Genomic DNA, 23,977 nt, shown 5'->3' with positions numbered 1-23,977 from the left:
CAGCCGGTTCTCATAGAGCCTGTGTTCGTCCCAGCAGGAGGAAAGATCGACAATCTGCTCGAATGCTCCAGGATATTTAGGCTCGATTACATGGGTAAGCGTGCGTTCCCGCTAAAATCCTCTGCCTGCTCTCACACTGAAAGCCTGTCTCATGGTGAGCTGGCCAGAGCACCTGCTGCGGATGGGCGGCATCCAAAATCGCACCGTTCTAAAAATTCCAATGGATTTCAACCCGCTGCTCTCCGGTTACAGGGTCCCGTTCCCCAACCCCAACCCACTCGATCAATGTCCAAACGAATGGCCGGAGCGGAAATGCGTCTGGTGTGGGCCGGGATAGGCAGCATTCGGACGGCGCAAGTGCAGCGATCTTTCGGATCAGCTGCTCCCGCTCGGCAAGACAGGAACGGTTCAGCAGGCCGAACTGCTCGCGGTCTATAATACCGTCTGCGCGGTCAAAATAAAGGGTATGCAGTGCACGTTCACAACGAGTGAGGGCGGCGTACAGCCGGGGCAGCCCGGACGCAGGAAGCGGTCCTGGCGCGCTTTGGCAGAGGTCCGCTATCTCCGCTGCTGAAAGATACTGGGTGAGCCGGGCGTGAATCCGTCCCGCGATCTCCTGTTCCAGCAGGTCAAGACGGACCGAATGCCGGGAACAGGCGGTTTTCTCCTGTATGTGGCGTTTGCAGTGGAGGTAGTCCCGTCTGGAGCTGCCGGAGCCGGCGGATGACTTGACCAGCGGCCCTCCGCAGTCGAGACAGCGCACCCTGCCCGCCAGTGGATGCGGTTCCCCTCTTCCCGTCGAACGGGTGCGGGCCTCCAGCAGATCCTGCACCGCCTGGAACGTTTCCTTCGAGACGATCGGCTGGTGTGTGCCCGGACAAACAATCCATTGTCCGGCTGGGACCGGAACCAGCCGGTCGGACTTATAGCTTGGCTTGCGTCGGGTCCCCTGCACCAGATCACCCGCATAAACCGCGCTTTTCAGAATCCTGCCAACCGCAGTTGCACTCCACATCGTTTCGGAGCTGTCCTGCCCGGGATGCTCCTGCGCCAGACGGTAACGGGAGGGGCAGAGGACCCCGGCGGCATTCAGCTTCTGGGCGATCCGCTGCTTTCCGTCCCCCGACAGGAACAGCCGGAAGATTTCCTGCACCGTTCGGGCGGCCACCGGGTCAACCAGCAGGCGGTTGTGGTCGCTTGGGTCCTTGCGGTAGCCGTAGGGGGCGAAACTGCCGATATACTGCCCGCTGCGCCGTTTGAGGTCGAGCACCGCCCGGACATTTTCCGACAGGTCCTCAAGATACCACTCGTTCACCAGCCCGCTGATCTGACGGGCTTTTTTGTTGCCCTTGCGGGCGGTGTCCTCGTTGTCCACCACCGCGACAAACCGTATCCCCCAGAGCGGGAACAGCCCATGTATATACCGCTCGACCAGCTCGAGATCGCGCGCAAATCTGGACTGGGTTTTGCAGAGCAGGATTTCAAACCGCCCCGCCTCCGCCGCATGGAGCATTGCGTTGAAACCCGGGCGGCGGCGGTCGGCGCCCGAATAATCCTCGTCCGAAAAAACCGCGCAGACCTGCCATCCCTGCTGCGCGGCATAATCAAGAAGCAGGGCTTTCTGGTTCTGGATGCTTTCGGATTCCTGCTGCTTTTCAGCGTCCTCTTTGCTTAAACGGCAGTAGAGCGCGGCGCGCGGCTGGAGCATCTCACATCCTCCTTTGGCGGAACAGGGGTGCGTAACTGGTTGAGCAGCCTGTTCAATGCCTGTTTTCGGTCGGATTCCCGGGTGTTTGCAAACACCTCCTGCACCTGAAACACAGTTTTTTTCATCGAAAAATCCCTCCGCAACAGGGTATGGAGGGATGCCTGTACAATATGAACCCCCCGTCCGAAAAAATACGGGCAGGGGGTATGCGTTGCCATTCAGCGCATCAGGCGGGCGGTCTTTTGCCTGCCGCCTGAAAGCAGCTGCCTATTTTTAAGTGTTTTGGCTCTTTTGATCGTGGGATGCCGGATGGCAGCAGCCGCTGCATCCCGCACAACCGCCCGCGCAGCCTCCGCTCTTAAATTTCTTCCAGACGTGGCGTCCGGCAAGAACGGCAGCCAGTGCGATCACCCCACCGATGATCCAGTCGATCACCTTTCTCAACCTCCTTGGACTCTTTTTCAGCCTTCTACTGATTTTCAACCGCCAGACGGTTGTGGCCCCGCGCATGGGATCCTTCTGCGGCCCCCCTGCGGAAAAGCAGCCAGAGGTAGCCTGCGAGGATTGCCAGCGCAGCGCCCGAGCCGATGCCAAAGCCGTTTCCGGTAAAGACCAGCCCGAACTGGTAGAGCATAAACGCCATCGTATAGGCAAAGACGGTCTGATACCCGATCGCGAACCAGGTCCAGCGGGCATTGTTCATCTCCCGTTTGATCGCGCCGATCGCGGCAAAACAGGGGGCGCAGAGCAGGTTAAACATCAGGAACGAATAGGCGGAAAGGGCGGTAAAATGCTGTGCAATCGCGCCCAGCTCACCGAAAGCCCCCTCTTCAACCAGCTCGATCGCTTCTCCCGAAACCGCATAGATGGTGCCGAGCGCTCCAACAACCTCCTCCTTGGCAACCAGGCCAAGGACTGTTGCAACCGATGCCTGCCAGCTGCCAAAGCCGAGCGGCGCAAAGAATACCGAAAACACCGACCCGATCGACGCGAGGATGGAACTGTCGATCTCCTCAACCAGCCCGAACCCATCGGCAAATCCGAAACTGGAGGTGAACCAGACGAAAATGCTCGCAAGAAGGATCACGGTTCCCGCCTTTTTTATGAACGACCAGCCGCGCTCCCAAGTACCGCGCAGGATATTGACAGCGGTTGGCATATGGTACTGCGGAAGCTCCATGACAAACGGGGCAGGGTCCCCGGCGAACATCCGGGTCTTTTTCAGGATGATGCCCGAAAGCACAATCGCGGCAACGCCGATGAAATAAGCGGAAGGGGCGACCCACCATGCACCGCCAAACAGCGCGCCCGCGATCAGTGCGACAATCGGCATCTTTGCACCGCAGGGGACAAAGGTGGTGGTCATGATGGTCATTTTCCGGTCGCGGTCCTGCTCGATCGTGCGCGACGCCATGATGCCCGGCACGCCGCAGCCCGCGCCGATCAGCATCGGGATGAACGATTTACCCGAGAGGCCGAACCGGCGGAAGATTCGGTCCATGATAAATGCGATACGCGCCATATAGCCGCAGTCCTCCAGTGCGCAGAGCATCAGGAACAGGACCAGCATCTGCGGGACGAATCCCAGCACCGCACCAACTCCGCCGATGATCCCATCCACCACCAGGCCGGTCAGGACCTCATTCGCCCCCGCGCTGACCAGAGCGGCTTCCACAGACGGGGACACCCACTCCCCAAAGATGGTGTCGTTGGTGAAATCGGTGAGGATGCCGCCAATGGTCGTGATCGAGAGGTAGTAGACCAGAAACATCACCGCTGCGAAGATCGGAAGTGCAAGAACCCGGTTGGTCACAATCCGGTCGATCCTGTCCGAGGTGGTCATGCCGGTGCGGTTCTTTTTGACACAGGCGTTGACCAGCCCGCCGATGTAGGTATACCGCTCGTTGGTGATGATGCTTTCCCCATCATCATCCAATGCCTGCTCACATCCGCTGATAGCTGCTTCCAGGCGGTCCTGTACATCGGTATTGAACCGGAAGCCTTCCAGAACCTTGCTGTCCCGTTCAAACAGCTTGACCGCATACCACCGGGCAGCCTCCGCGGGGACTGCCCCCGCTATGATCCCGGTGATCTCAGAGAGGGCCTGTTCGACCTGCTTCCCAAAGGTGTGCTGTGGACTGGTTCCGCCGTTTGCCTGCGCAATCTGTACCGCACGTTCTGCCGCCTGCAGGGAGCCTTCCCCCTTGATCGCCGAGGTCTCGACCACCTCGCAGCCCAGCATCTCCGAGAGCTTTTGGGTGTCGATCCGGTCGCCGTTTTTGCGCACAATATCCATCATGTTCAGCGCGATCACCACCGGAATCCCCATTTCGGTGAGCTGGGTGGTCAGGTAAAGGTTGCGCTCAATGTTCGATCCATCCACCAGATTCAGGATCACATCCGGCTTTTCCTGGATAAGATAGTTCCGGGTCACAACCTCCTCCAGGGTATAGGGAGAGAGCGAGTAGATGCCCGGCAGGTCGGTGATGATCACATCCCTGTGCCCTTTGAGCCGCCCTTCCTTTTTTTCGACGGTGACTCCCGGCCAGTTTCCCACAAACTGGCTGGAGCCTGTCAGATCGTTGAACATGGTTGTTTTGCCGCAGTTGGGATTGCCTGCAAGCGCGATTTTGATTGACATTTGTAAGTACCTCCTCTGCGGGGGCTGCCCGCTGGCCATTTCCGGCCTTTGAAGTCGGGAAATCTGCGTATTTCAGGATAGATCCCGCATCCGGGGCCTGCCCCTAGAGCGCCGCGGATTCCACTATAATCGTTTCCGCATCCTTGCGGCGCAGCGAAAGCTCATACCCCCGGACGGTAACCTCAACCGGGTCCCCCAGCGGTGCAACCTTGCGGATATAAACCGGTGTGCCTTTGGTGATGCCCATATCCATAATCCGGCGCTTGAGTGCCCCTTCCCCATTCAGCCTGGTCACAGTGACCGTCTCACCGCATTGGGCCTGTCTGAGTGTTTTCATCTGTCTATCCCTCCTGAAAAAATGATTGGACCATAATCCGGTTTGCCATGCTTTTGCTCAAGGCGACGCGGGTATCCTTGACATTGACAATCAGGTTCCCGCCCAGCTCGGAAATGACCGTAACCAATCCGCCCTCCACAAAGCCAAGGCTTTCCAGAAAACGGCGGGTTTCGTCCTTTCCGTGAATCCCGCATACGGTATTGCTCGTTCCGGACTGTGCCATTGTTAACGGCATAATCGCTACCACCCTTTCGGATTGAAAGGCGGCCAAACCGCCTTCCAAGTTTGAAATTCAAAGGTTAGGCATCGCTAACCAAATCAGCTGGCTATAGTTTACCGCTGCTAACTAAGTTTGTCAAGTGGGTTTGATAAAAATGCTGCCTGTGGGGAAAACTTTTTTGTATTCGACAGGAACATGCGTGATAACCGGATAATTTTTATGAAATTTGGACAAATTTGCAACCTTTTACTGATGATTCCCATAAAAAATCGCAAAAAATGGTTGACAGCTCAGTTAGCCTATGCTAATATATTTTTAGTTAGCGATAACTAACCATTGGGGAGGCGACCTGTTTTGCAAACACCGCTTGACTATCTTCTGGCTTACCATTGTGCTCCAGCGCTGGCAGGAATCAAATCTGCAAGCCTGGTTTCCTGCGATCAAACCAGATACCCGAACCTTCCGGCACAGATCGAGCGCTATAACCGCGTCCTCAACCCGCGCGGGCTCCGGTTCCGCATCCTCTGCGCATGTGGGGGCAGCAGGCTCCTGCTTGTCTACCGGGAAGCGTGTCTGGAGCGGGCGCTCTCCGCCCCCCGGGCACAAGCAATGCTTCAGGCGGCGGGATACCCTGTGGGGATGCCTGCGGAACTGCTGCTTGATACCCTCGCCGCACGCCTGCGGGAGCGGGACGGATTCCCACATGAGATCGGGCTGTTTCTGGGGTATCCGGCCGAGGATGTCTACGGCTTCCTCAAATACGGCGGGAAAAACTGTAAATACACCGGCTGTTGGAAGGTCTACTCGGATGTCGACCGCGCGCTTGCACTGTTTGACCGGTACCGGCGCTGCCGCAGCGCCCTTTGCCGAAGGGTATCCAACGGGGACTCCATCATCCAGATGTTCTGCCCGTCTTAGAGCCGTTCCCACCTCGAATGCCTTACTCAATGGTTCCCCCTCCCAGAAGATGCGGAAGAAACTGTTTATTCTGCAAGAACGCAGCAAACCGCACCGCTTCTGCCCTGCGCGGAGCAGGAAGTGTGGGTTTACATGGCGCTTACGTGGGGTGACGTACCATCTGCAATCGAAGTTTTGATTTCGGGCAGGATAACGCCGTCGAGGGAATCCACGTCTGAGGAGCAATGGATCAGCTCGATCTGCCCGCACCGGCCGGCAGTATGCTCGGCGACCTTGCGCATCAGCGAGGATTTCCCGGTGCCCGGGCCGCCTTTCAGCACAAATTCCCGCCATCCCTCAGCCGGGTTGGCGAGCTGGTCAAACCGGGAAACAAATCCCTGCGGCGTATTTGCTCCCAGAAAAAAATGCAAGGGTTTTCTGTTGTTCTCCATATCAAGAATCCTCCCGTTTTTGCTTGTTACCTTATCGTATTCCTTCCGGTCGCTTTTGGTGAAACATCCGCTTGAAAGAGGTTTTTGTGTTGAGGAAGGGCCGTGTTTGTGATATAGTTAAGATGGATACGATATCAGCGCCATCTTAGGATAAATGGGGGGGGGGATCGGAATGGCACCCGTTGCAGGGCTTCTTTTTTTGCTCCTGCTGTTCCTGGCAGGAATTGCTCTCATCGGGGCGGGGACGTTCGTGCTGCTGGCCAGCAGGCTGCGGGCGTCCGCAGCCAACCGGCCCATGATAAAGCCGGTTGCAGTCCTGGCTGGGGGTGTGATCGCGCTGGGGGCTGTGGTCTGCCTTATACCGGCCTTTGTGCTCGGAATGATCCGTACTGTCAATCAGGATGGTTACATCGAAACGCATCAATCCGCCTATCGTTACAATTTCGGAGCCGGGCAAAGCCATGTGACCTATATCGAATACGACGGGGTGCGGTACTACGACCTCGAACTGGAACTCCGGAAAGCGACCGGGGACGATTACCGGACCGACCGCTCCCTGCTGGAGCTGGGGGAGCCGGTCGCCAACCTGCGGGACGGTGCAACCAAAGACTGGGTTCTCTACCGTCTCGTTATAGATGTTCTGTTTGGCCGGGGCGGGAGCAGCAAGGAACTGCTCTACCCGGTGAAAAATGAGGGGGCGGAGGATTTTTACTGTGTTCGGGGGCTGTATTGCGCGGAATCCCGGCTGGAACAGGTGATTGTGCAGTTTCAGGAAGACCCGGCGTCCGAGCGATTTCCGCAGAATGTGTGCCGGAAACAGAAATCTCCCTCTTGACAGCAATTTTTTATTCTGCTATCTTCCAGTGCAAGGGATTGACGTCGATTCCCAAAATTCTATTTGGGAGCGTGTGAAGATGATACATTCCAACTGGCAGGGCAGTCATTATGAAGCAGGATTTCAGTATGGGGCGCAGGCCCGGCAGGCGGGGGTCTGCCTGCTCACAAAACTGCCGCCCAATCAGGCGGAGCGGCTGGATTTTTCCCGCGCCTGCCTGCCCCTCTATGAACGGCATTTTCCGCAGGTGCTTTCGGAAATACGGGGGATTGCCGCCGGACAGAAGGTCCCGTTCGATCGGATGGCGGCGTTCCTCCTCTCGATGTACGCATTTACCCCGGATGCCCATTGTTCCTGCTTCGCCTTTTCCCAGAATGGGAGCACCATTTTGGGGCGCAACAGCGACTTTTTCACCTGGATCGAGCCGGTCTGCGACAGCGCTTATTATGCGCTGGACGGGGCTTATCCTTTTATCGGGAACACGACCGCCTGGAGCGAGCTGGAGGATGGTCTGAACGCCTGCGGCCTGACGGCGGGGCTGACCTATGTCTATTCGGACAGACGCAGGCCGGGCCTGAATGCCGGGATGTTGGTGAGATGCCTGCTTGAAACCTGCGGCTCCACCGACCAGGCAATCGCCGCACTTGAACGGCTGCCGATCGCCTCTGCGCAGACGATCACCCTTGCCGATGCCAGCGGGAGAATCGCAGTTGTGGAATGTGACTGCGACCGGCTGGAGGTACGCCGTCCAGGCCCGGCAGAGGGCGCTGTCTTTGCAGCCAACGGATTCGTCTCCCCTCGGATGCGTCATGGCCGGCCGCCCGCACCGAACAGCCAGGAGGACCTGTTCAGCCTCGACCGTTACCAGACGCTCGAACAGGCATTTTCCAGGCGTCCGGACAATCCTCTGGCATTTGCGTTCGATCTGCTGTCGGGCGGACAGGGATTCCTCTGCCAGTACGACCGGGAAAATGGCGCGGATACCGTCTGGTCCGCGGTTTATGACCTGACCGGCCGCAGGTGCTGGTTGGCGGAGGGGAATCCCTCCCGCACCCCCTACCGGGAGGAACGGCGTCTGCATCCCATGTGGTGAACCGTCCGTTTGATAAACAAGGCATACGCAGCTTTCGCCGCGTATGCCTTTTCTGATCCCTTCAGGCAGCTTCAGGAGCCGGTTCTAAATACCGGTTTTTGTACCTGAAGAACATGAACGCAGACAGGATAAATGCCATCAATTCCGCCACTGGGGTCGCCAGCCAGATTCCGGTTACACCGAAAACCACCGGGAGCAGGAGCATAGCAATCAGCATGAACACAAACGATCTGGAAAACGCAAGGACCGCCGAAACCACCCCATTGGACAGCGCTGTGAACGCCCCGCTGGCAAAGATGTTGAATCCAATGAAAAACAGAGCCAGTGTACAGAGCCGGTTCCCGGTGACCGCGAGATCGTAAACCGGGTTGTCTGGCCGGGCGAAAACCGAAACCAGCGGTTTGGTGAGCGCCAGAGAGGAAACCACCGTCACAACCGAGATCGCCGCAATCACCTCGAAACTGATCCTGAGCAGTTTTTTCAGCTTTTCATCATTTTTCTCCCCGTAATAAAAGCTGATGAGCGGGGCGACCCCGTAGGAGTAACCCGTATACAGCGAACTTGCGAACATCAGGACATACATGATAATGGTGACAGCCGCGACCCCGTCTTCCCCCACATAGTTCAGCATGGTCCAGTTGAACATCAGGGTGACGATCCCGGTTACAAGCGCAGTCGCCATTTCAGAGCATCCATTCGAAGCGGCACTCGCCAGAACCCTCCACCGGAGAACCGGTTTCTGAAAATGCAGGAGGCTCTTTTTCTGTGCAAACACAAATAGCCCGACTACCGCAGTCACCGAATAGCCCAGCCCGGTTGCGATCGCTGCACCACCGATCCCCATCTCGAAAACCGCAAGGAAAAGATAGTCCAATACCATGTTCAGCACGCCGCCGGTCACCGAGCAGACCAGGGAAAGCGTCGCCTTTTCGCTTGCAATCATGTAGAGGGTGAATTGATTCATCAACAGGATGGGGACGATAAACAGCAGATATCGGTTCAGGTATTCCACACAGTAGCCCTTGATCGCCGCAGACAGGTTGACGCCGGCAAAAAGAGGCCCTACCGACAGGGAGCCGAGCAGGTACATGGCCGCCCCCACCACAACGTTCACCAGGATCAGGAAGGTAAAGTCCTCCCTCGCCTCCTGTGCCTGCCGTTCGCCCATCTTCTTCATAATTACCGCGCTGCCCCCTGTGGCGAGCATGGTCGAAATAGCGGTCACAAACTGTATCACCGGTGCGGTGAGGTTGATGGCCGACAGCGCGTCCGTACCGATCAGGTTGGATACGAACAGCCCGTCAACCATCGTATAAAAGGACATAAATACCGTCATCGAGATGGTTGGAACCGCAAACCGCAGGATGTTTCCCAGTGTGACAGGCCGATGGTATCCGTTTTGATTTTTCATGGATGTTTCCCCTTTCAGCTTGATTTCCCCCGTGATATGTCTTATCATAAACGATACAGCAACTGTACGGTCAAGGGGGGAATTGAAAAATGAATGAAAAAAGCAGACTGCTTACCATCGGCCAGTTTGCGGCCCTGCATGGGATCAACAAAAAAACCCTGATGTGGTATGATGAGATCGGCCTGTTCCGGCCTGCGGCGGTCAACCCGGAAAATGGGTACCGCTATTATAACTACCATCAAAGCTCTCTGTTGGAAACCATCCTGCTGCTGCGCGAACTGGACCTTCCCATCAGCGAGATCCAGTCGTTCATGAAGGAGCGTTCTGCTGCCAATCTGGAGCGCCTTTTGGGAGAACGGCTCGCGGAGCTGGACCGCCGCATCACCCATCTGAAAGCGGTCCGGAAAACCCTGTCCAACCACCGGGAAAATATGCGGACACTGCTGCACATCGACCTGTCGGAAATCTGCGTTGTCGAAAAAGAGGAACGCTGCCTGGCCACCGTCGACATCAATCCGGAGATCACCTTCGAAAAAGAGGTGGAACTGATTACGGCTGAAACCAGAAAATATCAGCTCCGCCGCCTGCACGACGCTTCCTACGGGACGATGATCCCGGTCGCCAGCCTGCACAACGGCAATTTCGAGGATTACTCCAAGCTGTTTATCGAGATTCCGTTCCCCATCCAAAAAGCCGGCCTGCACATCCAGCCCGCCGGACCGTATTTGAGAGCGTTTTTCAAGGGGGACTGGTCACATCTGCCCGCCCGATATCTGGAAATTCTGGCATATGCGGAGAAGCGGGGGCTGTCGTTAACCGGTTATTCCTACGAAATGGGGATCAACGAAACCGTGACCGACCGGATCGAGGACTATATTGTGCAGATCGAGATACCGGTCGGCCAGCCGCAGGCTGCAAATATGCCCCTGGAGCGCAGACAAACGTTGTAACGGCTGCTCCCTGTGAGGCATCCGGGGCGGAGGCCCCGCAGGAAACGTCCCCATCAAAACGACGAAGCCAGCCCGTGAGGACCGGCTTCCAATTTTGAGGAAATGTTAATGTTAACCAATCGCCTGAAAATACTGGCGCACCAGATTGACGTAGGATTCCGAAAGCTCGAATGATGCTCCGTCCCCCAGCCAGGTCCCGGAAACCGGCAGGCTCCCCGCAACCTGCGCGTCCAGCTGGGAAAGGAAGTTGGCAGCGCGGCGGCGCGGCTCGTAATCGGCATAGGAAATGTCGGTATCCACAAGGTTGACCGTCAGCTTGAACAGGCTGGACGACCGCTCTTCCCCCGCCGCATCAAGATTCTGGTTGATCCATGCGGCAAGCATCCTGCCGAGCAGGCCGCATCGGGCCTCCTGATCCCGCCGGAAGGCAGGGTAAGCAAACAGATCGAACATATCCCGGGCATCCAGACGCCGGCTGCCTGCCGCAAGGTTGATCGAGTAACCGTCCCGCCGGTAGGAGATATCCTCGGGCAGCTCAAATTCGACCGACCCGGTCTTTTCAACAATCCGCTGGAACGCATCCCCGTCGACCCGCGCATACCGGTCGACCATCACTCCCAGCCGCTCAGAGAGCGCGGCCTTGACCGCTCTGCTGCCTCCGGTTTCAAATGCCTGCACAAGGGTCAGGTTTTTTCCGTCCAGAGGAACCAGTGTCTGCGGCGGGAGCATGGTAAGCGGTACCTGCCCATACTGCGGATTAAACCGTACCAGCACAAAATCAACCGGTTCACTGCCCCGCATCCCGATCACCACGGCAGTGAGCGAATCCGAATCATTGGGGCGGTAGGAGAGCTGCTGGCCATCCGCGGAATCCTTCTGGAGCGTGTTTGGCATCGACGGTTGGACCGCCATCACCGTCCCCACCATAATCAGCGCGAGCAGCAGCAGCGTCAGCGCGAATGCCAGCAGAAAACTGCGCCAGCGCTCTCTTGGATTGTATTCCATCTGATCCCCTCCGGCCATATCATACAGTCAAAACACTTCAAAGCAACCACCTGCATTGAAGCCGTGGATAAAAGCCACCGGTAAGCAAAGCACGCTGGATGCCCCGATACGCTTTTCAAACGCCGCCTGCGGCGGTTTCGCCGCAGGTCTGAAAAGAATTGTCCTGATCCCCTTCAGGTGGCCTCTATTCCATATTGCTGGTTCTATCTTTGACCGGACAATGGATGGTTTATACAGGAAACGGAAAAAATACGCGTATGCTCCCGAAAGCGTTAGAAACCGGCGCCATCTCCGCCCTCCCCGCATGAAAAACCGCCCTCTCCCCAGCGGGCACGCGGCTTCCTTTCCCCAAAAACCAAAAACTGAGGCGCCCTAAGGCGCCTCAGCGTGTGAAAGCATCACTTTCTGTTGTTATTTCTTTCCCTGCAGAGCCAAGCTCATGTCATTGTAAGCAGACTCGTCCAGCGTTCCCATGTGTTTATCTACAACAAGGGCATTGGTGAGGGAGCCGGTTACGTTGAGCATGGTTCTGGGCATGTCGATGATGGGGTCGATCGCCAGGATGGGGCTTACCATCGCGAACTGCGCGCCCATGCCGACACCGGACAGACCAACGGATGCTGCCATGGTTGCGGTTCCGGGGATACCCGCGATACCAAGCGAACCAATGGTAACAACGAAGATGGTCATTACGATCATGGTGATGTCAATCGGAGTTCCGGTCACGTTGCAAACATAGATGATCAGCAGGGAGGGGAAGATACCCGCGCAGCCCTGCATACCAGCAGTGGTGCCGAAACCGGCTACGAAGCTCGCAGTACCCTGGTTGACGCCCAGCTTTTTGGTCAGCGTCTCGATGGTCATGGGGAGACAGCCAACGCTCGAGCGCGAAGTAAACGCCATCAGCATCGTCGCATAGGACTTCTTCATATAGGTCACCGGGTTCAGGCCGTGGACCATCAGGAGGACAAGCTGGATAATGAACTGGATGACGGCCGCCAGATAAAGCGCGACGATGAACTTACCCACCTCAAGGATGGAGGACAGGCCTCTCTGTGCGATGGTGTTCGCCAGCAGAGCCATTACCGCCCAAGGCATATAATCGAGGATCAGCAGAGCCATATTGATCATGGCTTTATGGGATGCGTTGATTGCGTCATACAGCGGCTTTGCAGCCTCTTCGCTCTCGTAGTTGATCCACCAAACTGCCAGGCCGAAGAACGCAGAGAAGATAACCAGACCGATGATGTTGCTGTTTACCATTGCCTCTACAATGTTGCCAGGGACCAGGTTTCTGATGGTGGTTGCCACCGGGGTGATCTCTTTTGCAGTCGCAGCGCCTTCCGCAACCACGGTGCCGCCTTTGCCAACACCGAAAAGCAGACCGATCACGATTCCGGTAACCGCAGAGATCGCGACCATCCCCATGGTGACGATGATGGTCTTTTTCACCAGCAGGCCCATGGTCTTGCCCTGCTCCATGTTGATGATAACCTGCATGATGGAGACCATGACCAGCGGTACAACGATCATCTTAATGAGATTGATATAACCGTTGCCCACCATTGCATACCATGTGGTGGTCTCGGAGACGAATGCAACCTCCATCGGGGCATCCGGGAAGCCGGCCACGAACTGAATCGCCAGGCCCAGTACAAGTCCGAGACCGGTGCCGATCATGACGACAACCGCGAAATCCATGTGCTTCTTATGGTACAAAATGTGGATCAGGAAGAACAGGGCAACCAGAATCGCCAGAAAGACAATCGTCTTTATATCGCTGATCTTTAGGAAACTTTGAAAAAATACGCCTTCCATACCTCAAACTCCTTCTTCTTTCTTTTCGATTTCGATATGTGGCTTCTAATCCAAGCACCTGAAAAGAATCTTCCGGATCCTTTTCGGGCCTGCGGCGGTCCCGCCGCAGGAGGATGCTTTAAGCAGCCTTGCTTTCGATTGACAGGGGCATCCAGCACACTTTGCGTGCTGGCGGGCAAAAGCGCCCACCGCGGAAAACAAGTGCTTGTTTTTCGTGGTTTTGACGGGATTACAGGAAATTGTATGCTGTCAATATCTTGTCGCGCCCGGTCATCTTATCGGTGAAGTATTCATAATAGCTGATGCCCAAAAACGATCCCGAGATATTGAAAAGGTTCTCAAATCCGCGGCCTTTCAGCGCCATGATCGCATTATAGCTTCTCTGGCTGGTCCGGCAGTGCAGATACACAGGGCGGTCTTTGGGGATTTCCGAAACCCGCTGCCGCAGCTCGCCCAGAGGGATATTGACCGCGCCAATCAGATGGCCCGCCTCAAATTCCCCGGGTGTCCGCACATCAATGATGCAGGCATGGTTTTCCACCAGATCGCGGACCTCGCTCACATGGACCTGCCGGAAAACGCCATGGAGGACGTTCAGCCCTACCAGTGCAGCCAGGTTGACCACATCCCTCGCTGTACCGAATACAGGCGAATAGCAGAGCTCCAGCTCTTTCAGGTCTTCCAGTGTACCGTTCATGGCAATCAGCGTTGCGATGACATCGATCCGCTTATCCACATTCCCTTTTCCGACCGCCTGTGCACCGAGAATCCTTCCGGTAGGCAGTTCGAACACGAGCTTGAAATGAACAGGGGAGCTGCCGGGCATAAGCCCTACCTTATCCATGGCCATAGTATAGACCGAGTCGCAGGGAATCTGGTTGGCCTTTGCGGTTTTCTCATTCAGCCCTGTAGCGGCTGCGTTGAGATTGAACACTCTCACCGCACAGGAGCCGATCACACCTTTGTTAGTCCCGCGCATCCCATAGATGGCGTCGGCCGCTGTCCTCGCCTGACGCAGGGCAGGCCCCGCAAGCGGCAGTTTCGCTGACTTGTGGGTCAGGCGCTGGTACACCTCGATGGCATCCCCTACTGCGTAGATATGCGGATCGCTGGTGCGGAAATCCGGCGTGACCTTGATGGCGCCTGTTTCCCCCAGTTCCAGTCCCGCCGCTTTTGCAAGGGCGGTCTCGGGTACAACACCGATGGCGAGTACCACCGCCTGCGCGGACAGCTCTCTGCCGGAGCTGAGGAGCACCTTATCCTCTGTAATCGACTTTACGCCGTCCCCGACAAACAGTTCCACGCCCTGGTCGCAAAGCTCTTTCTGGAGGATCTGGCTCATGTCATAGTCAAAGGGCGCCATGACCTGGTTGGCAGCTTCCACCACAGAGACCCGTTTTCCGGCCTCCTTCAGGTTTTCCGCGACCTCAAGCCCGATGAAGCCTCCGCCAACCACTACTACATCCTGGATGTTCTCCCGGTTGACATACTGGTCCAGCTTTACAATATCGTTTACATTGCGCACCGTGAATACATGCGGAAGGGAAACCCCCTCAATCGCTTTGGGGCGGATAGGGCTGGAGCCGGGTGAGAGCACCAGTTCATCATAAGCCTCCTCGTATTCCTGACCAGCGGCACTGTCCTTTACCTGAATCGTTTTGCGGGCTCGGTCAATGCCGCACACCTCATGGTTGACCCGTACATCAATATCATAGGAGGCTTTAAAGCTCTCCGGGGTCATCATCACGAGGGAATCGCTGTTTTCAACGGTCCGGCTCAGATAATATGGAAGAGAGCAGTTGGAAAAAGATACATGCTCCCCTCGCTCGAAAATGCTGATGGAGGCATCCGCGTCCAAACGTCTGATCCGGGCCGCTGCGGAAGCTCCGCCGGCAACGCCTCCTACCACAAGCACTCGTTTTCCCATATATTCACTTCCTTTACAACTACAGCTGTATCACAGGGGCCTGTTTACTGCCGCTCTTTGATGTTGGTGATAATGCGCTCCACTGCTGTGCGGATATTCTTGGTATCCGTAGCCAGATTGATCCGGATGAATCCGTGACCGGTGAAGCTGAACCACTCTCCTACATCGCAGGCAAGGCGGCATTTTTTCTGGATGAACTCCTCGACCTCTTTGCCGGGGATGTAGCCGCGCAGGTCGATCCACGAAAGGTAGGTTCCCTCAAGAGGGGTCACCACGATCTTCGGGAGCTCTTTCGCAAACTCCTGTTTCATATAGTCGTAGTTATGGCGGATCAGGGCTTTCACATTGTCAAACCACTCCTCGCCGCCACGGTATGCGGCTTCCACTGCGGTGAGACCCATAAGATTTGCCTCTGCCGAGCCTATGCTCTTTATGTAAGCGTCGTACTTCTCCATCAGCTTCTCATCGTAAATGATGACATGAGAATGGATCAGGCCAGCCAGGTTAAAGGTCTTGGATGCAGCATTGAGGATGATCAGGATGTCCTTATACTTGCCGCCCTTCACCAGCGCGGTGGAGACGAACGGGTTGGTATCATAAGCGAAATCCTGATGGATCTCATCGGCCAATACCAGCACATTGTGCCGCTTGCAGATATCCAGCACGCCGTCCAGCTCTTCCTCGGTCCATACGCGGCATACCGGGTTATGGGGCGAGCAGAGGATGAACATTTCCACCTGGTTCTCGGTGACCGCTTTTTCGAATTTTTCCAGATCCAGGACATAGTGACCGTCCTGGTTGTCCAGTTCACATGTGACGAGGTTTCTGCCAGTATTCAGGATCGCGTCATAGAACGGATAGTATACGGGCGGGCAGATGACAACCGAGGCTTTTTCCTGGGTGTAGGCCCTTACCGCTGTGTACAGGGAGCCTACCACGCCGGTGGCGAACCGAACGTTATTTTTGGCCAGCTCAATCCCATGGCGCTTTTTCTGCCATGCAAAAAACGCCTCATAATAATGGTCCTCTACCCTGCCGTAGCCAAAAACGCCATGCTCTACGCGTTTTGCAAGGGCCTCGCGCACCGACGGAGGGGACTGAATCTCCATATCTGCAACCCACAATGCAAGCAGGTCAGCATCCCCGAAGATATCCTGAAGCGAATCCCATTTCAGGGTACCGGTTCCTCTCCGTTCCACGCAGTTTTCCTTACAGAACTTCTCGAAATCCATTTTGAGTAACCCCTTTCATTTGTATTTACCAGAACCTCTGGTATAGTTTATCTCGTAAACAATATTGTAGCACGCGTTACGTTTCTTGTCAATGAAATTTGTAATTTCCGTAATAATGTATTCTCATTTTCTTAATAATTAGGTGATTTTCACAAGAATAAATATTTCTTTTTGGTGAAATTGTTTTGCGATTTAACTATTCCCAAATATGAAACGGGCTTCCCCGCTCATCTTGCAATGGAAAATCAGATATGATATGATGGAACCATACAAAAGCTCAGGGAGGAAATGCCTATATGGGCCAGTTTTCAGATATAGACCAAGTTTACCAAAAAGAGACCCGCAAAGCGAATATGCTGTATGAATTTGTCATTCTGTATCACAATTACATCTATGCCCAGCATACCTACGAGGCTGAAAACTGCAATATGATGGAGATACACACCCTTACCTATATTGACGACAGCCCGGGTATCACGGTGACCCAGCTATCCAAAATCTGGCATAAAAGCAAAAGCGCTATCTCCCAGACGGTGAAAAAGCTGATGGAAGCTGGATATGTGGAAAAGCGCTATACAGAGTATGACAAGAAAACCGCCTGCCTGTATGTGACCGAAAAGGGAAAGCGGCTTTCCAGCATCCATAAGGCCTACGATGTTGCAGACATCACCCAGACAACCGCACTTCTGGTGGAACAGTGCAGCGAGGCGGATCTGGAGGCTTTTTACCGGATCATCGAGCAATACATCAAACTTCTGAAAGCTGAGTGATGGCGCGGTATCCTGTGCCGGCACAGGGCATGGGAATGTAGCCAGTGGGAAAAAGCGTACCCAACGTTTGGAGGGGTGCGCTTTTTTATGTGGGTTAAGGCTTACACAACGCTTTTCAGGGGCGTTTAAACTGCCTTGAGCCCGGAAAGCATGAACTGCCCGAGGCGAACTGTTATGTGCGGAAAAACCGCAAGAATGATGAAAAACGGATTTGACTGTTTTGGTACAATCAGTGGGAAAGGAGGGAACCCATGGGCAACCATCAGGTTGAGAACATCGCAGCGGCCATTTCCTATATTGAAGCGCATCTCTATGAAAAACTGGATTTAGATACGGTTGCAAATGCGGTTTGCTATTCCAAGTACCATCTGCACCGGATGTTTACAGGCACAGTTGGGATAACACCTCACGACTACATCCAGCGCAGACAACTAACCGAGGCGGCAAAACTGCTGGTATTTTCGAAAAAGCAAATCATCGAAATTGCACTGGCTGCTGGCTACGAAAGCCAACAGGCGTTTACTTCCATCTTCAAAGCCATGTATAAACAGACGCCGTTGGAGTATAGGCAAAACGGGGCCTTTTACCCTCTTCAGCTGGAATTTCTATTAAACAAAAATCCATCTGTACCCGGTGGGATGCCGCAAAAAATCTCTTATGCTGCACCGGCGGACATTCCCGCCTGGATGAACTTTGTCCCGCTTGTGATTGGCGGTTTTCCCCATCTTGATGCAGCCTCCCATCTGGAGCAGGCCAAACGGTATATTCAGCGGTCCCAGGCCCTTGTGATGCGGGACGGCCCTACCATCATTGGGGCCGCCGCATTTTCCTGCCAGGCCGGGAGTATCGATTTTCTGGCTGTGCATCCGCAATACCGGCATTACGGAGTGGCAAAATCGCTCCTCTACTTTATGGTCTGCCATCCGTTTGCAGGCCGTGAAATCAGCATCACAACCTTTCGAGAGGGGGATAAGGCCGACACCGGACAGCGCGAGGAATACAAGCGGCTTGGATTTGCCGAATCGGAGCTTCTCACTGAGTTTGGCTACCCCACCCAGCGGTTGATTCTGCCGCCAAAACAGGAGGAAAACAGCAATGGATGATAATATTTTAGACCAGGAATGGAGCGCAGGTTCACTCCTGCGCTTTGCGTTTCCCACCATCACCATGATGATTTTCATGGGACTGTATACCATCGTGGACACAATTTTTGTAGCGCAGTTTGTGAATACCGATGCGCTTTCCGCCATCAACATTGTGTGCCCTATCATCAATAGCACAGTTGGTCTGGGAACGATGATTGCAACAGGCGGAAATGCCATCATTTCCCGAAAAATGGGAGCTGGCAGACAGCGGGAAGCAAAGGAGGATTTTACCCTGTTGGTGATCACAGGGGCTGTGGCCGGATTTCTGATTCTTCTGGGTGGGATCATCTGGATCGACAAAATCATTTACGCGCTCGGAGCCAGCGGCCTGCTCTTTCCCTATTGCAAAGGCTACCTTATGACACTGCTTCTATTCATTCCGGCAAATGTACTGCAAACGCTCTTCTCAAACCTGTTTGCAACAGCCGGAAAACCGGGCCTCGGCTTCGGTCTGTCCGTTCTGGCAGGCACAGCGAACCTCATTTTGGATTACATTTTCATTGTCCCCTGCGGCCTGGGCATCCGGGGCGCCGCTTTGGGGACGGGCTTCGGCTATCTGATCCCCACAGCTGTCGGGCTGGTCTATTTTGCCCGGAGCAAAGGGACCCTGTCTTTTACAAAGACAAAATGGAAAGGGGCCGTAATATGGGAGAGCTGTTTTAACGGCTCCTCCGAAATGGTAAGCCAGCTTGCAGCAGCCGTCACAACGTTTCTGTTCAACCGCACAATGATGCACCTGTTGGGGGAAGATGGTGTTGCTGCGATCACCATTATCATCTACTCCCAATTTCTGCTGAACACGCTGTATATCGGCTTTTCGATCGGGGTGGCGCCCATCATCGGGTTTCACTATGGAAATAAAAATGACGTGCAGCAGAAAAAGGTGTTCTCCATCAGTATGCGGTTTATCGCGGCGGCATCAGTGGTACTATTTTTAGGGTCTATATTTGGCGGCTCCCGTATCGTGCGCCTGTTTGCGGAGGAAACATCGGAAGTCTACCGCATTGCCGCAGACGGATTTGCTATTTTTTCATACAGCTTCCTGTTCTGCGGTTTGAACAGCTTTACATCTGCGATGTTCACAGCCCTGTCAAACGGAAAACTATCTGCTGTCCTTTCATTCCTGCGGACGTTTGGCCTGCTGACAAGCGGCATCCTGCTGCTGCCCCGCATTTGGGGAATAACGGGGGTATGGCTGGCTGTCCCCGTTGCAGAGGGGATCATGGCGGCTGTCTCTGCGATTTTCCTTGCCCATTATCGGAAACGGTATGCCTACTGAACCATTCATCCAGACAGTGCAGACACGCGGATATTTCCAGGAAAACAAGAACCGCCGAAAGCCTTCATTCCACAGGGCTTTCGACGGTTTTCTGGCGTCGCTAAGAGGATTCGAACCTCCGGCCTACCGCTTAGGAGGCGGTCGCTCTATCCAACTGAGCTATAGCGACATTTGCAAAAATAAGAGATTGTTACCATTATAAAGGTACAAAAAGGATTTGTCAACCGCATTCTGACAACGAGCCCGGCAGGCCCCCTGTCCATATGGGTTCCTCAGCGTTTTAGAAAGACTAAGGCGGCATAGCTTTGGCTATGCCGCCTTTTCCCTTCTGTGGCCAGGAGGTCAATGTCTGGGAGATTTTTTCACGATCTCCGCGCCTTTGGTGAGAGCCGCCATAATGTCCGAACTGTGCTGCGCACCCACCATCGTGATCTTGGAATAAACCGCCCCCTTATCGCTCACCACATACTTCTGTGGAAGCAGGTTGAGCGCATAAGCGATGATGTCATTGCGGCAGTGCTCACAAGTACAGCAGTCAAGCGTGGATTGAATCTCATCGAACCGGAATTCCACCAGATCTTCCATCACATTTTTGTAAAGCCTGTTCTTCATGATGACTGACCACCTTTCTCTATACTGTAGAGCCTTGCGGTCACGACTCTGCAACAGAGGGTCATGGCCGCGGACCCTCAACGATGATATTAAAAATGATCCCTTTCCACATAGGAGGTGTGCAGGACCTCATGCGCCTTGTGCGAGCCGAACCCCCCGAAGAACTCCTCATAGATTTTCAGCAGCGAGGGGTTTTCATGGCTCTTGCGCAGCGGCTTGCCGGCATCGGCGTTGTAAAGGACCGCCGCACGTTTGCCCTTGAGATCCTCGAAGTTGCGCACGCTGGCAGGCTGGACCGGTTGTCCGCCGCCGTTGACGCACCCGCCCGGGCAGGCCATGATTTCAATGAACTGGTAGTCGGCAGTACCCGCACGCACCTGATTCATGACCTCGCGCGCATTGGCAAGCCCCGACACGACCGCAACCTTGACAGTCAGTTCACCCACCTGATAGGATGCCTCTTTGATCCCCTGTGTGCCGCGGACCTCTTTGAATTCGACCGCCTCGAGCGGTTTTCCGCCTACCCATTCCGCAGCGGTGCGCAGGGCCGCTTCCATTACGCCGCCGGTTGCGCCGAAGATGACGCCCGCACCGGTGGATTCACCCATCGGATCGTCGAAATCCTCATCGGGCAGCATCTCAAATTTGATACCCGCGCGGTGAATCATCCGCGCAAGCTCGCGGGTGGTGATGGCGATGTCCACATCCGGGACGCCCGCTGCATCCTGATCGTCCCGCCCAACCTCGAATTTTTTGGCGGTACAGGGCATAACAGCGACCACCACGACGTCTTTCGGGTCGAGGCCCAGCTTCTGCGCATACCAGGTTTTGGCGGTTGCGCCGAACATCTGCATCGGGGATTTACAGGTCGAGAGGTGCGGGAGCTGGTCCGGGAAATAATGCTCGCAGAATTTGACCCAGCCGGGCGAACAGGAGGTGACCATCGGCAGGACGCCGCCCTTGGTGACCCGCTCGACAAACTCGTGCGCTTCCTCCACAATCGTCATATCGGCGGCGAGGTCGGTGTCGAACACCTTATCGAACCCGAGCCGCCGCAGCGCCGCAGCCAGCTTACCGGTCACATCGGTGCCGACCGGCATCCCGAACGCCTCGCCGAGGGTCGCGCGGATCGAAGGCGCGGGCTGTACGATGACATATTTGGACGGGTCCGCGATCGCGTCCCAAACCTTCTGGGTATGGTCGTGCTCGGAGAGAGCACCGGTCGGGCAGACGACGATGCACTGCCCGCAGGAAACGCAGGCGGTGTCCCCCAGCCCCACACCAAACGCCGAGCCGATATGGGTAGAGAACCCGCGCTCGTTGGGGCCGATCACGCCGATCCCCTGCCATTTGGCACAGGCGGCGACACAGCGGCGGCAGAGCACGCATTTGCTGTTGTCACGGTACATATGCACTGCCGAATGGTCGATCGGATAGACCGGATTCTCCCCAAGGAACCGGTTCTCGTTCTCGACCCCGTAATCGGAGCAGAGCTTCTGAAGCTCGCACGAGCCGGAACGCACGCAGGAGAGGCAGCGTTTATTGTGGGTGGAGAGGATCAGCTCGAGGGTCGTCCGGCGGGCGTCGATCACCCGCTGGGAGTTGGTAACAACCTCCATCCCCTCGGAGACCGGGTAGACACAGGCGGCTACCAGGGATTTCGCCCCTTTCACCTCGACCACACAGATCCGGCAGGCGCCGATTTCGTTGATCTCCTTGAGATAGCAGAGGGTGGGGATCTCGATGCCGGCCGACCGCGCAGCCTCAAGGATGGTGTAATTTTTCGGCACGGACAAGGGCATACCGTTGAGTTTGATATTCACAAGTTCCATTTCTGGCACGCTCCTTTCTTATTTCTTGATGATCGCGCCGAATTTACATTTTTCGATGCAGGCGCCGCACTTGATGCATTTTTCCTTGTCAATAACATGCGGATTCTTGACCGTACCCGAGATCGCGTTGACCGGGCACTGGCGGGCGCAGAGGGTGCAGCCCCGGCATTTGTCCGCGAGGATCGAGTAGCTCACCAGCTTCTTGCAGACCCCTGCCGGGCAGGTCTTCTGCACGACATGCGCTTCGTACTCGTCGCGGAAATACCGCAGGGTCGAGAGCACCGGGTTCGGGGCGGTCTGTCCCAGCCCGCAGAGGGCGTTTTCCTTGATGTAGTGGCAGAGCTCCTCCATCTTGTCGAGGTCCGCGAGGGTACCGCGGCCCTGGGTGATCTTGTCAAGCATCTCATAAAGCCGCTTGGTGCCCACCCGGCAGGGGGTACACTTGCCGCAGCTCTCGTCAACGGTAAACTCGAGGAAAAACTTGGCGATGTCCACCATGCAGTTGTCCTCGTCCATGACAATCAGCCCGCCCGAGCCCATCATCGAGCCGATCGCGATCAGGTTGTCATAGTCGATCTCGGTGTCGATCAGAGAAGCGGGGATGCATCCGCCCGAGGGGCCGCCGGTCTGCGCGGCTTTGAACTTTTTGCCGTTCGGGACGCCGCCGCCGATCTCCTCGACGATCTCCCGCAGGGTGGTGCCCATCGGGACCTCGACCAGGCCGGTATTGTGGATCTTGCCGCCGAGCGCGAACACCTTGGTACCCTTGGATTTTTCGGTACCCATCGAAGAGAACCACTCGGGGCCTTTCAGGATAATCTGTGGGATATTGGCATAGGTTTCGACATTGTTGAGGACCGACGGTTTGCCGAACAGCCCTTTGACCGCCGGGAACGGCGGGCGCGGGCGGGGTTCGCCGCGGTGCCCCTCGATCGAGGTCATGAGCGCGGTCTCCTCGCCGCAGACAAACGCGCCCGCGCCGAGCCGCAGCTCGATGTCGAAATCGAAGCCGGAGCCGAAGATGTCCTTTCCAAGCAGGCCCATCTCACGCGCCTGCCCGATCGCGATTTCAAGGCGCTTGACCGCGATCGGGTATTCCGCGCGGACATATATGTAGCCCTGGTTCGCGCCGATCGCATAACCGGCAATCGCCATTGCCTCAAGCACCGCGTGAGGGTCGCCCTCGAGGACCGAACGGTCCATGAACGCGCCCGGGTCGCCCTCGTCGGCGTTACAGCAGACATACTTCTGATCGTCAACCGACGCCTTTGCAAAGCTCCATTTCAGGCCGGTCGGGAAGCCTGCGCCGCCGCGCCCCCGCAGCCCGGACCGCTTCATGACGTCGATCACATCGTCGGGGGTCATCTCGGTCAGCACCTTGCCGAGCGCCTGATACCCGTCATAGGCAATATATTCATTGATGTCCTCGGGGTTGATGACGCCGCAGTTGCGCAGCGCGACCCGCATCTGTTTTTTGTAAAAGTCGGTTTCGTTGAGGGATTTCACCGTGTCCTCTTCGACCGTCTCGGTGTAGAGCAGGCGCTTGACGATACGGCCCTTGAGCAGATGCTCGTCTACGATCTCCTTCACGTCGTCGGGATTGACGCGGGAATAGAACGAGCCTTCGGGGTAGATGATGACGACCGGGCCGAGCGCACAAAGCCCGAAGCAGCCGGTACGCACGACTTTGACCTCATTTTCCAGCCCGACCTGACGGATCTCGTCCTCGAACGCTTCGATGATCTTGGCAGACCCGGAAGAGGTACAGCCGGTACCGCCGCAGACCAGAACATGGGAACGATACATGACGGTT

22 protein-coding genes and 1 tRNA gene are annotated in these 23,977 nt (G+C 55.8%); 7 read left to right on the top strand and 16 right to left on the bottom strand.

Features of this window, described 5'->3' with window-relative positions:
* Nucleotides 1-208: 208 nt before the first annotated feature.
* From D5269_RS05450 to D5269_RS05425, 6 genes are all read right to left on the bottom strand, one after another.
* The gene (locus D5269_RS05450) at nt 209-1,708 is read right to left on the bottom strand and encodes a recombinase family protein (RefSeq protein WP_016316970.1); all 1,500 of its coding nucleotides are present in this window, start codon (nt 1,706-1,708) and stop codon (nt 209-211) included.
* Nucleotides 1,672-1,833, bottom strand: a complete 162-nt coding sequence (locus D5269_RS05445; RefSeq protein WP_158604864.1) for a hypothetical protein — start codon at nt 1,831-1,833, stop codon at nt 1,672-1,674. The genes D5269_RS05450 and D5269_RS05445 overlap by 37 nt, the downstream gene beginning before the upstream one ends.
* Before the next feature lie 148 nt (nt 1,834-1,981).
* Complete coding sequence (locus tag D5269_RS18870) at nt 1,982-2,143, bottom strand: FeoB-associated Cys-rich membrane protein (RefSeq protein WP_022788539.1); 162 nt, start codon at nt 2,141-2,143, stop codon at nt 1,982-1,984.
* A 34-nt stretch (nt 2,144-2,177) separates the two neighbouring features.
* Nucleotides 2,178-4,349 (bottom strand): ferrous iron transport protein B, encoded by a 2,172-nt coding sequence (gene feoB, locus D5269_RS05435; protein ID WP_120483998.1) that lies wholly within the window; start codon nt 4,347-4,349, stop codon nt 2,178-2,180.
* 103 nt (nt 4,350-4,452) lie between these two features.
* Nucleotides 4,453-4,686: a ferrous iron transport protein A gene (locus D5269_RS05430; RefSeq protein ID WP_016316973.1), complete on the bottom strand. Its 234-nt coding sequence runs from the start codon at nt 4,684-4,686 to the stop codon at nt 4,453-4,455.
* 4 nt (nt 4,687-4,690) lie between these two features.
* Complete coding sequence (locus D5269_RS05425; protein WP_016316974.1) at nt 4,691-4,921, bottom strand: FeoA family protein; 231 nt, start codon at nt 4,919-4,921, stop codon at nt 4,691-4,693.
* Between the two features lie 339 nt (nt 4,922-5,260).
* Between D5269_RS05425 and D5269_RS05420 the strand changes: the two genes are divergently transcribed.
* A complete protein-coding gene (locus D5269_RS05420; RefSeq protein ID WP_016316975.1) occupies nt 5,261-5,824 on the top strand; it encodes a DUF3793 family protein in 564 nt (187 codons plus the stop codon).
* 128 nt (nt 5,825-5,952) lie between these two features.
* Here the strand turns inward: D5269_RS05420 and D5269_RS05415 are convergent, their stop codons facing one another.
* Nucleotides 5,953-6,255 carry a hypothetical protein gene (locus tag D5269_RS05415; protein WP_016316976.1) on the bottom strand — a complete coding sequence of 101 codons (303 nt, stop codon included), beginning with the start codon at nt 6,253-6,255 and terminating at the stop codon, nt 5,953-5,955.
* Nucleotides 6,256-6,427: 172 nt separating this feature from the next.
* On the opposite strand from D5269_RS05415, the gene D5269_RS05410 reads away from it, so the two are divergent.
* Both D5269_RS05410 and D5269_RS05405 read left to right on the top strand, forming a co-directional pair.
* Nucleotides 6,428-7,090: a hypothetical protein gene (locus D5269_RS05410; protein WP_120483997.1), complete on the top strand. Its 663-nt coding sequence runs from the start codon at nt 6,428-6,430 to the stop codon at nt 7,088-7,090.
* Between the two features lie 79 nt (nt 7,091-7,169).
* Entirely contained in the window at nt 7,170-8,183 is a 1,014-nt protein-coding gene (locus tag D5269_RS05405; RefSeq protein ID WP_120484034.1) for a C45 family peptidase, read from the top strand.
* Nucleotides 8,184-8,244: 61 nt separating this feature from the next.
* On the opposite strand, the gene D5269_RS05400 is transcribed toward D5269_RS05405, so the two are convergent.
* Nucleotides 8,245-9,594 carry an MATE family efflux transporter gene (locus tag D5269_RS05400; protein WP_120483996.1) on the bottom strand — a complete coding sequence of 450 codons (1,350 nt, stop codon included), beginning with the start codon at nt 9,592-9,594 and terminating at the stop codon, nt 8,245-8,247.
* Nucleotides 9,595-9,683: 89 nt separating this feature from the next.
* Between D5269_RS05400 and D5269_RS05395 the strand changes: the two genes are divergently transcribed.
* Nucleotides 9,684-10,544, top strand: a complete 861-nt coding sequence (locus D5269_RS05395; protein ID WP_016316980.1) for a MerR family transcriptional regulator — start codon at nt 9,684-9,686, stop codon at nt 10,542-10,544.
* Nucleotides 10,545-10,655: 111 nt separating this feature from the next.
* On the opposite strand, the gene D5269_RS05390 is transcribed toward D5269_RS05395, so the two are convergent.
* From D5269_RS05390 to D5269_RS05375, 4 genes are all read right to left on the bottom strand, one after another.
* Nucleotides 10,656-11,549, bottom strand: a complete 894-nt coding sequence (locus D5269_RS05390) for an LCP family protein (RefSeq protein WP_016316981.1) — start codon at nt 11,547-11,549, stop codon at nt 10,656-10,658.
* 411 nt (nt 11,550-11,960) lie between these two features.
* A complete protein-coding gene (locus D5269_RS05385) occupies nt 11,961-13,367 on the bottom strand; it encodes a cation:dicarboxylase symporter family transporter (RefSeq protein WP_016316982.1) in 1,407 nt (468 codons plus the stop codon).
* A 229-nt stretch (nt 13,368-13,596) separates the two neighbouring features.
* Nucleotides 13,597-15,294: an FAD-dependent oxidoreductase gene (locus D5269_RS05380; protein ID WP_120483994.1), complete on the bottom strand. Its 1,698-nt coding sequence runs from the start codon at nt 15,292-15,294 to the stop codon at nt 13,597-13,599.
* A gap of 44 nt (nt 15,295-15,338) precedes the next feature.
* A complete protein-coding gene (locus D5269_RS05375; protein WP_016316984.1) occupies nt 15,339-16,526 on the bottom strand; it encodes a MalY/PatB family protein in 1,188 nt (395 codons plus the stop codon).
* A gap of 296 nt (nt 16,527-16,822) precedes the next feature.
* Between D5269_RS05375 and D5269_RS05370 the strand changes: the two genes are divergently transcribed.
* The 3 genes from D5269_RS05370 (at nt 16,823) to D5269_RS05360 (ending at nt 19,720) form a co-directional block, all read left to right on the top strand.
* Nucleotides 16,823-17,296, top strand: coding sequence for a helix-turn-helix domain-containing protein (locus tag D5269_RS05370; protein ID WP_016316985.1), 474 nt, complete (start codon nt 16,823-16,825; stop codon nt 17,294-17,296).
* A gap of 251 nt (nt 17,297-17,547) precedes the next feature.
* Nucleotides 17,548-18,399: a GNAT family N-acetyltransferase gene (locus D5269_RS05365; RefSeq protein ID WP_166545144.1), complete on the top strand. Its 852-nt coding sequence runs from the start codon at nt 17,548-17,550 to the stop codon at nt 18,397-18,399.
* Nucleotides 18,392-19,720, top strand: a complete 1,329-nt coding sequence (locus D5269_RS05360; protein ID WP_120483993.1) for an MATE family efflux transporter — start codon at nt 18,392-18,394, stop codon at nt 19,718-19,720. Before D5269_RS05365 ends, D5269_RS05360 begins: the two co-directional genes overlap by 8 nt.
* 92 nt (nt 19,721-19,812) lie before the next feature.
* Here the strand turns inward: D5269_RS05360 and D5269_RS05355 are convergent.
* The 4 genes from D5269_RS05355 to nuoF all read right to left on the bottom strand — a co-directional run bounded on the left by D5269_RS05355 (nt 19,813) and on the right by nuoF (nt 23,970).
* Nucleotides 19,813-19,889: transfer RNA gene (locus tag D5269_RS05355), tRNA-Arg, on the bottom strand.
* Between the two features lie 173 nt (nt 19,890-20,062).
* On the bottom strand, nt 20,063-20,332 hold the full coding sequence (locus D5269_RS05350) for a late competence development ComFB family protein (RefSeq protein ID WP_016317346.1): 270 nt from the start codon (nt 20,330-20,332) through the stop codon (nt 20,063-20,065).
* An 89-nt stretch (nt 20,333-20,421) separates the two neighbouring features.
* Nucleotides 20,422-22,164, bottom strand: coding sequence for an NADH-dependent [FeFe] hydrogenase, group A6 (locus tag D5269_RS05345; protein ID WP_120483992.1), 1,743 nt, complete (start codon nt 22,162-22,164; stop codon nt 20,422-20,424).
* 18 nt (nt 22,165-22,182) lie between these two features.
* Nucleotides 22,183-23,970 carry an NADH-quinone oxidoreductase subunit NuoF gene (gene nuoF / locus D5269_RS05340; protein WP_016317348.1) on the bottom strand — a complete coding sequence of 596 codons (1,788 nt, stop codon included), beginning with the start codon at nt 23,968-23,970 and terminating at the stop codon, nt 22,183-22,185.
* Between the last annotated feature and the right edge of the window lie 7 nt (nt 23,971-23,977).

Source organism: Anaerotruncus sp. 1XD42-93 (assembly GCF_009917605.1).
GTDB lineage: Bacteria > Bacillota > Clostridia > Oscillospirales > Ruminococcaceae > Anaerotruncus.
This window is presented reverse-complemented; position numbering and strand designations above follow the sequence as displayed.

Bases quoted from the DNA above. Each gene is read 5' to 3' on its own strand.
- D5269_RS05365 (WP_166545144.1), top strand. From the start codon at position 17,548: ATGGGCAACCATCAGGTTGAGAACATCGCAGCGGCCATTTCCTATATT.
- D5269_RS05350 (WP_016317346.1), bottom strand. From the start codon at position 20,332: ATGAAGAACAGGCTTTACAAAAATGTGATGGAAGATCTGGTGGAATTC.
- D5269_RS05395 (WP_016316980.1), top strand. From the start codon at position 9,684: ATGAATGAAAAAAGCAGACTGCTTACCATCGGCCAGTTTGCGGCCCTG.
- D5269_RS05390 (WP_016316981.1), bottom strand. From the start codon at position 11,549: ATGGAATACAATCCAAGAGAGCGCTGGCGCAGTTTTCTGCTGGCATTC.
- D5269_RS05370 (WP_016316985.1), top strand. From the start codon at position 16,823: ATGGGCCAGTTTTCAGATATAGACCAAGTTTACCAAAAAGAGACCCGC.
- D5269_RS05445 (WP_158604864.1), bottom strand. From the start codon at position 1,833: ATGAAAAAAACTGTGTTTCAGGTGCAGGAGGTGTTTGCAAACACCCGG.
- D5269_RS05360 (WP_120483993.1), top strand. From the start codon at position 18,392: ATGGATGATAATATTTTAGACCAGGAATGGAGCGCAGGTTCACTCCTG.
- D5269_RS05375 (WP_016316984.1), bottom strand. From the start codon at position 16,526: ATGGATTTCGAGAAGTTCTGTAAGGAAAACTGCGTGGAACGGAGAGGA.
- D5269_RS05450 (WP_016316970.1), bottom strand. From the start codon at position 1,708: ATGCTCCAGCCGCGCGCCGCGCTCTACTGCCGTTTAAGCAAAGAGGAC.
- D5269_RS05430 (WP_016316973.1), bottom strand. From the start codon at position 4,686: ATGAAAACACTCAGACAGGCCCAATGCGGTGAGACGGTCACTGTGACC.
- D5269_RS05415 (WP_016316976.1), bottom strand. From the start codon at position 6,255: ATGGAGAACAACAGAAAACCCTTGCATTTTTTTCTGGGAGCAAATACG.
- D5269_RS05385 (WP_016316982.1), bottom strand. From the start codon at position 13,367: ATGGAAGGCGTATTTTTTCAAAGTTTCCTAAAGATCAGCGATATAAAG.
- D5269_RS05405 (WP_120484034.1), top strand. From the start codon at position 7,170: ATGATACATTCCAACTGGCAGGGCAGTCATTATGAAGCAGGATTTCAG.
- nuoF (WP_016317348.1), bottom strand. From the start codon at position 23,970: ATGTATCGTTCCCATGTTCTGGTCTGCGGCGGTACCGGCTGTACCTCT.
- D5269_RS05425 (WP_016316974.1), bottom strand. From the start codon at position 4,921: ATGCCGTTAACAATGGCACAGTCCGGAACGAGCAATACCGTATGCGGG.
- D5269_RS05380 (WP_120483994.1), bottom strand. From the start codon at position 15,294: ATGGGAAAACGAGTGCTTGTGGTAGGAGGCGTTGCCGGCGGAGCTTCC.
- D5269_RS05410 (WP_120483997.1), top strand. From the start codon at position 6,428: ATGGCACCCGTTGCAGGGCTTCTTTTTTTGCTCCTGCTGTTCCTGGCA.
- feoB (WP_120483998.1), bottom strand. From the start codon at position 4,349: ATGTCAATCAAAATCGCGCTTGCAGGCAATCCCAACTGCGGCAAAACA.
- D5269_RS05400 (WP_120483996.1), bottom strand. From the start codon at position 9,594: ATGAAAAATCAAAACGGATACCATCGGCCTGTCACACTGGGAAACATC.
- D5269_RS05345 (WP_120483992.1), bottom strand. From the start codon at position 22,164: ATGGAACTTGTGAATATCAAACTCAACGGTATGCCCTTGTCCGTGCCG.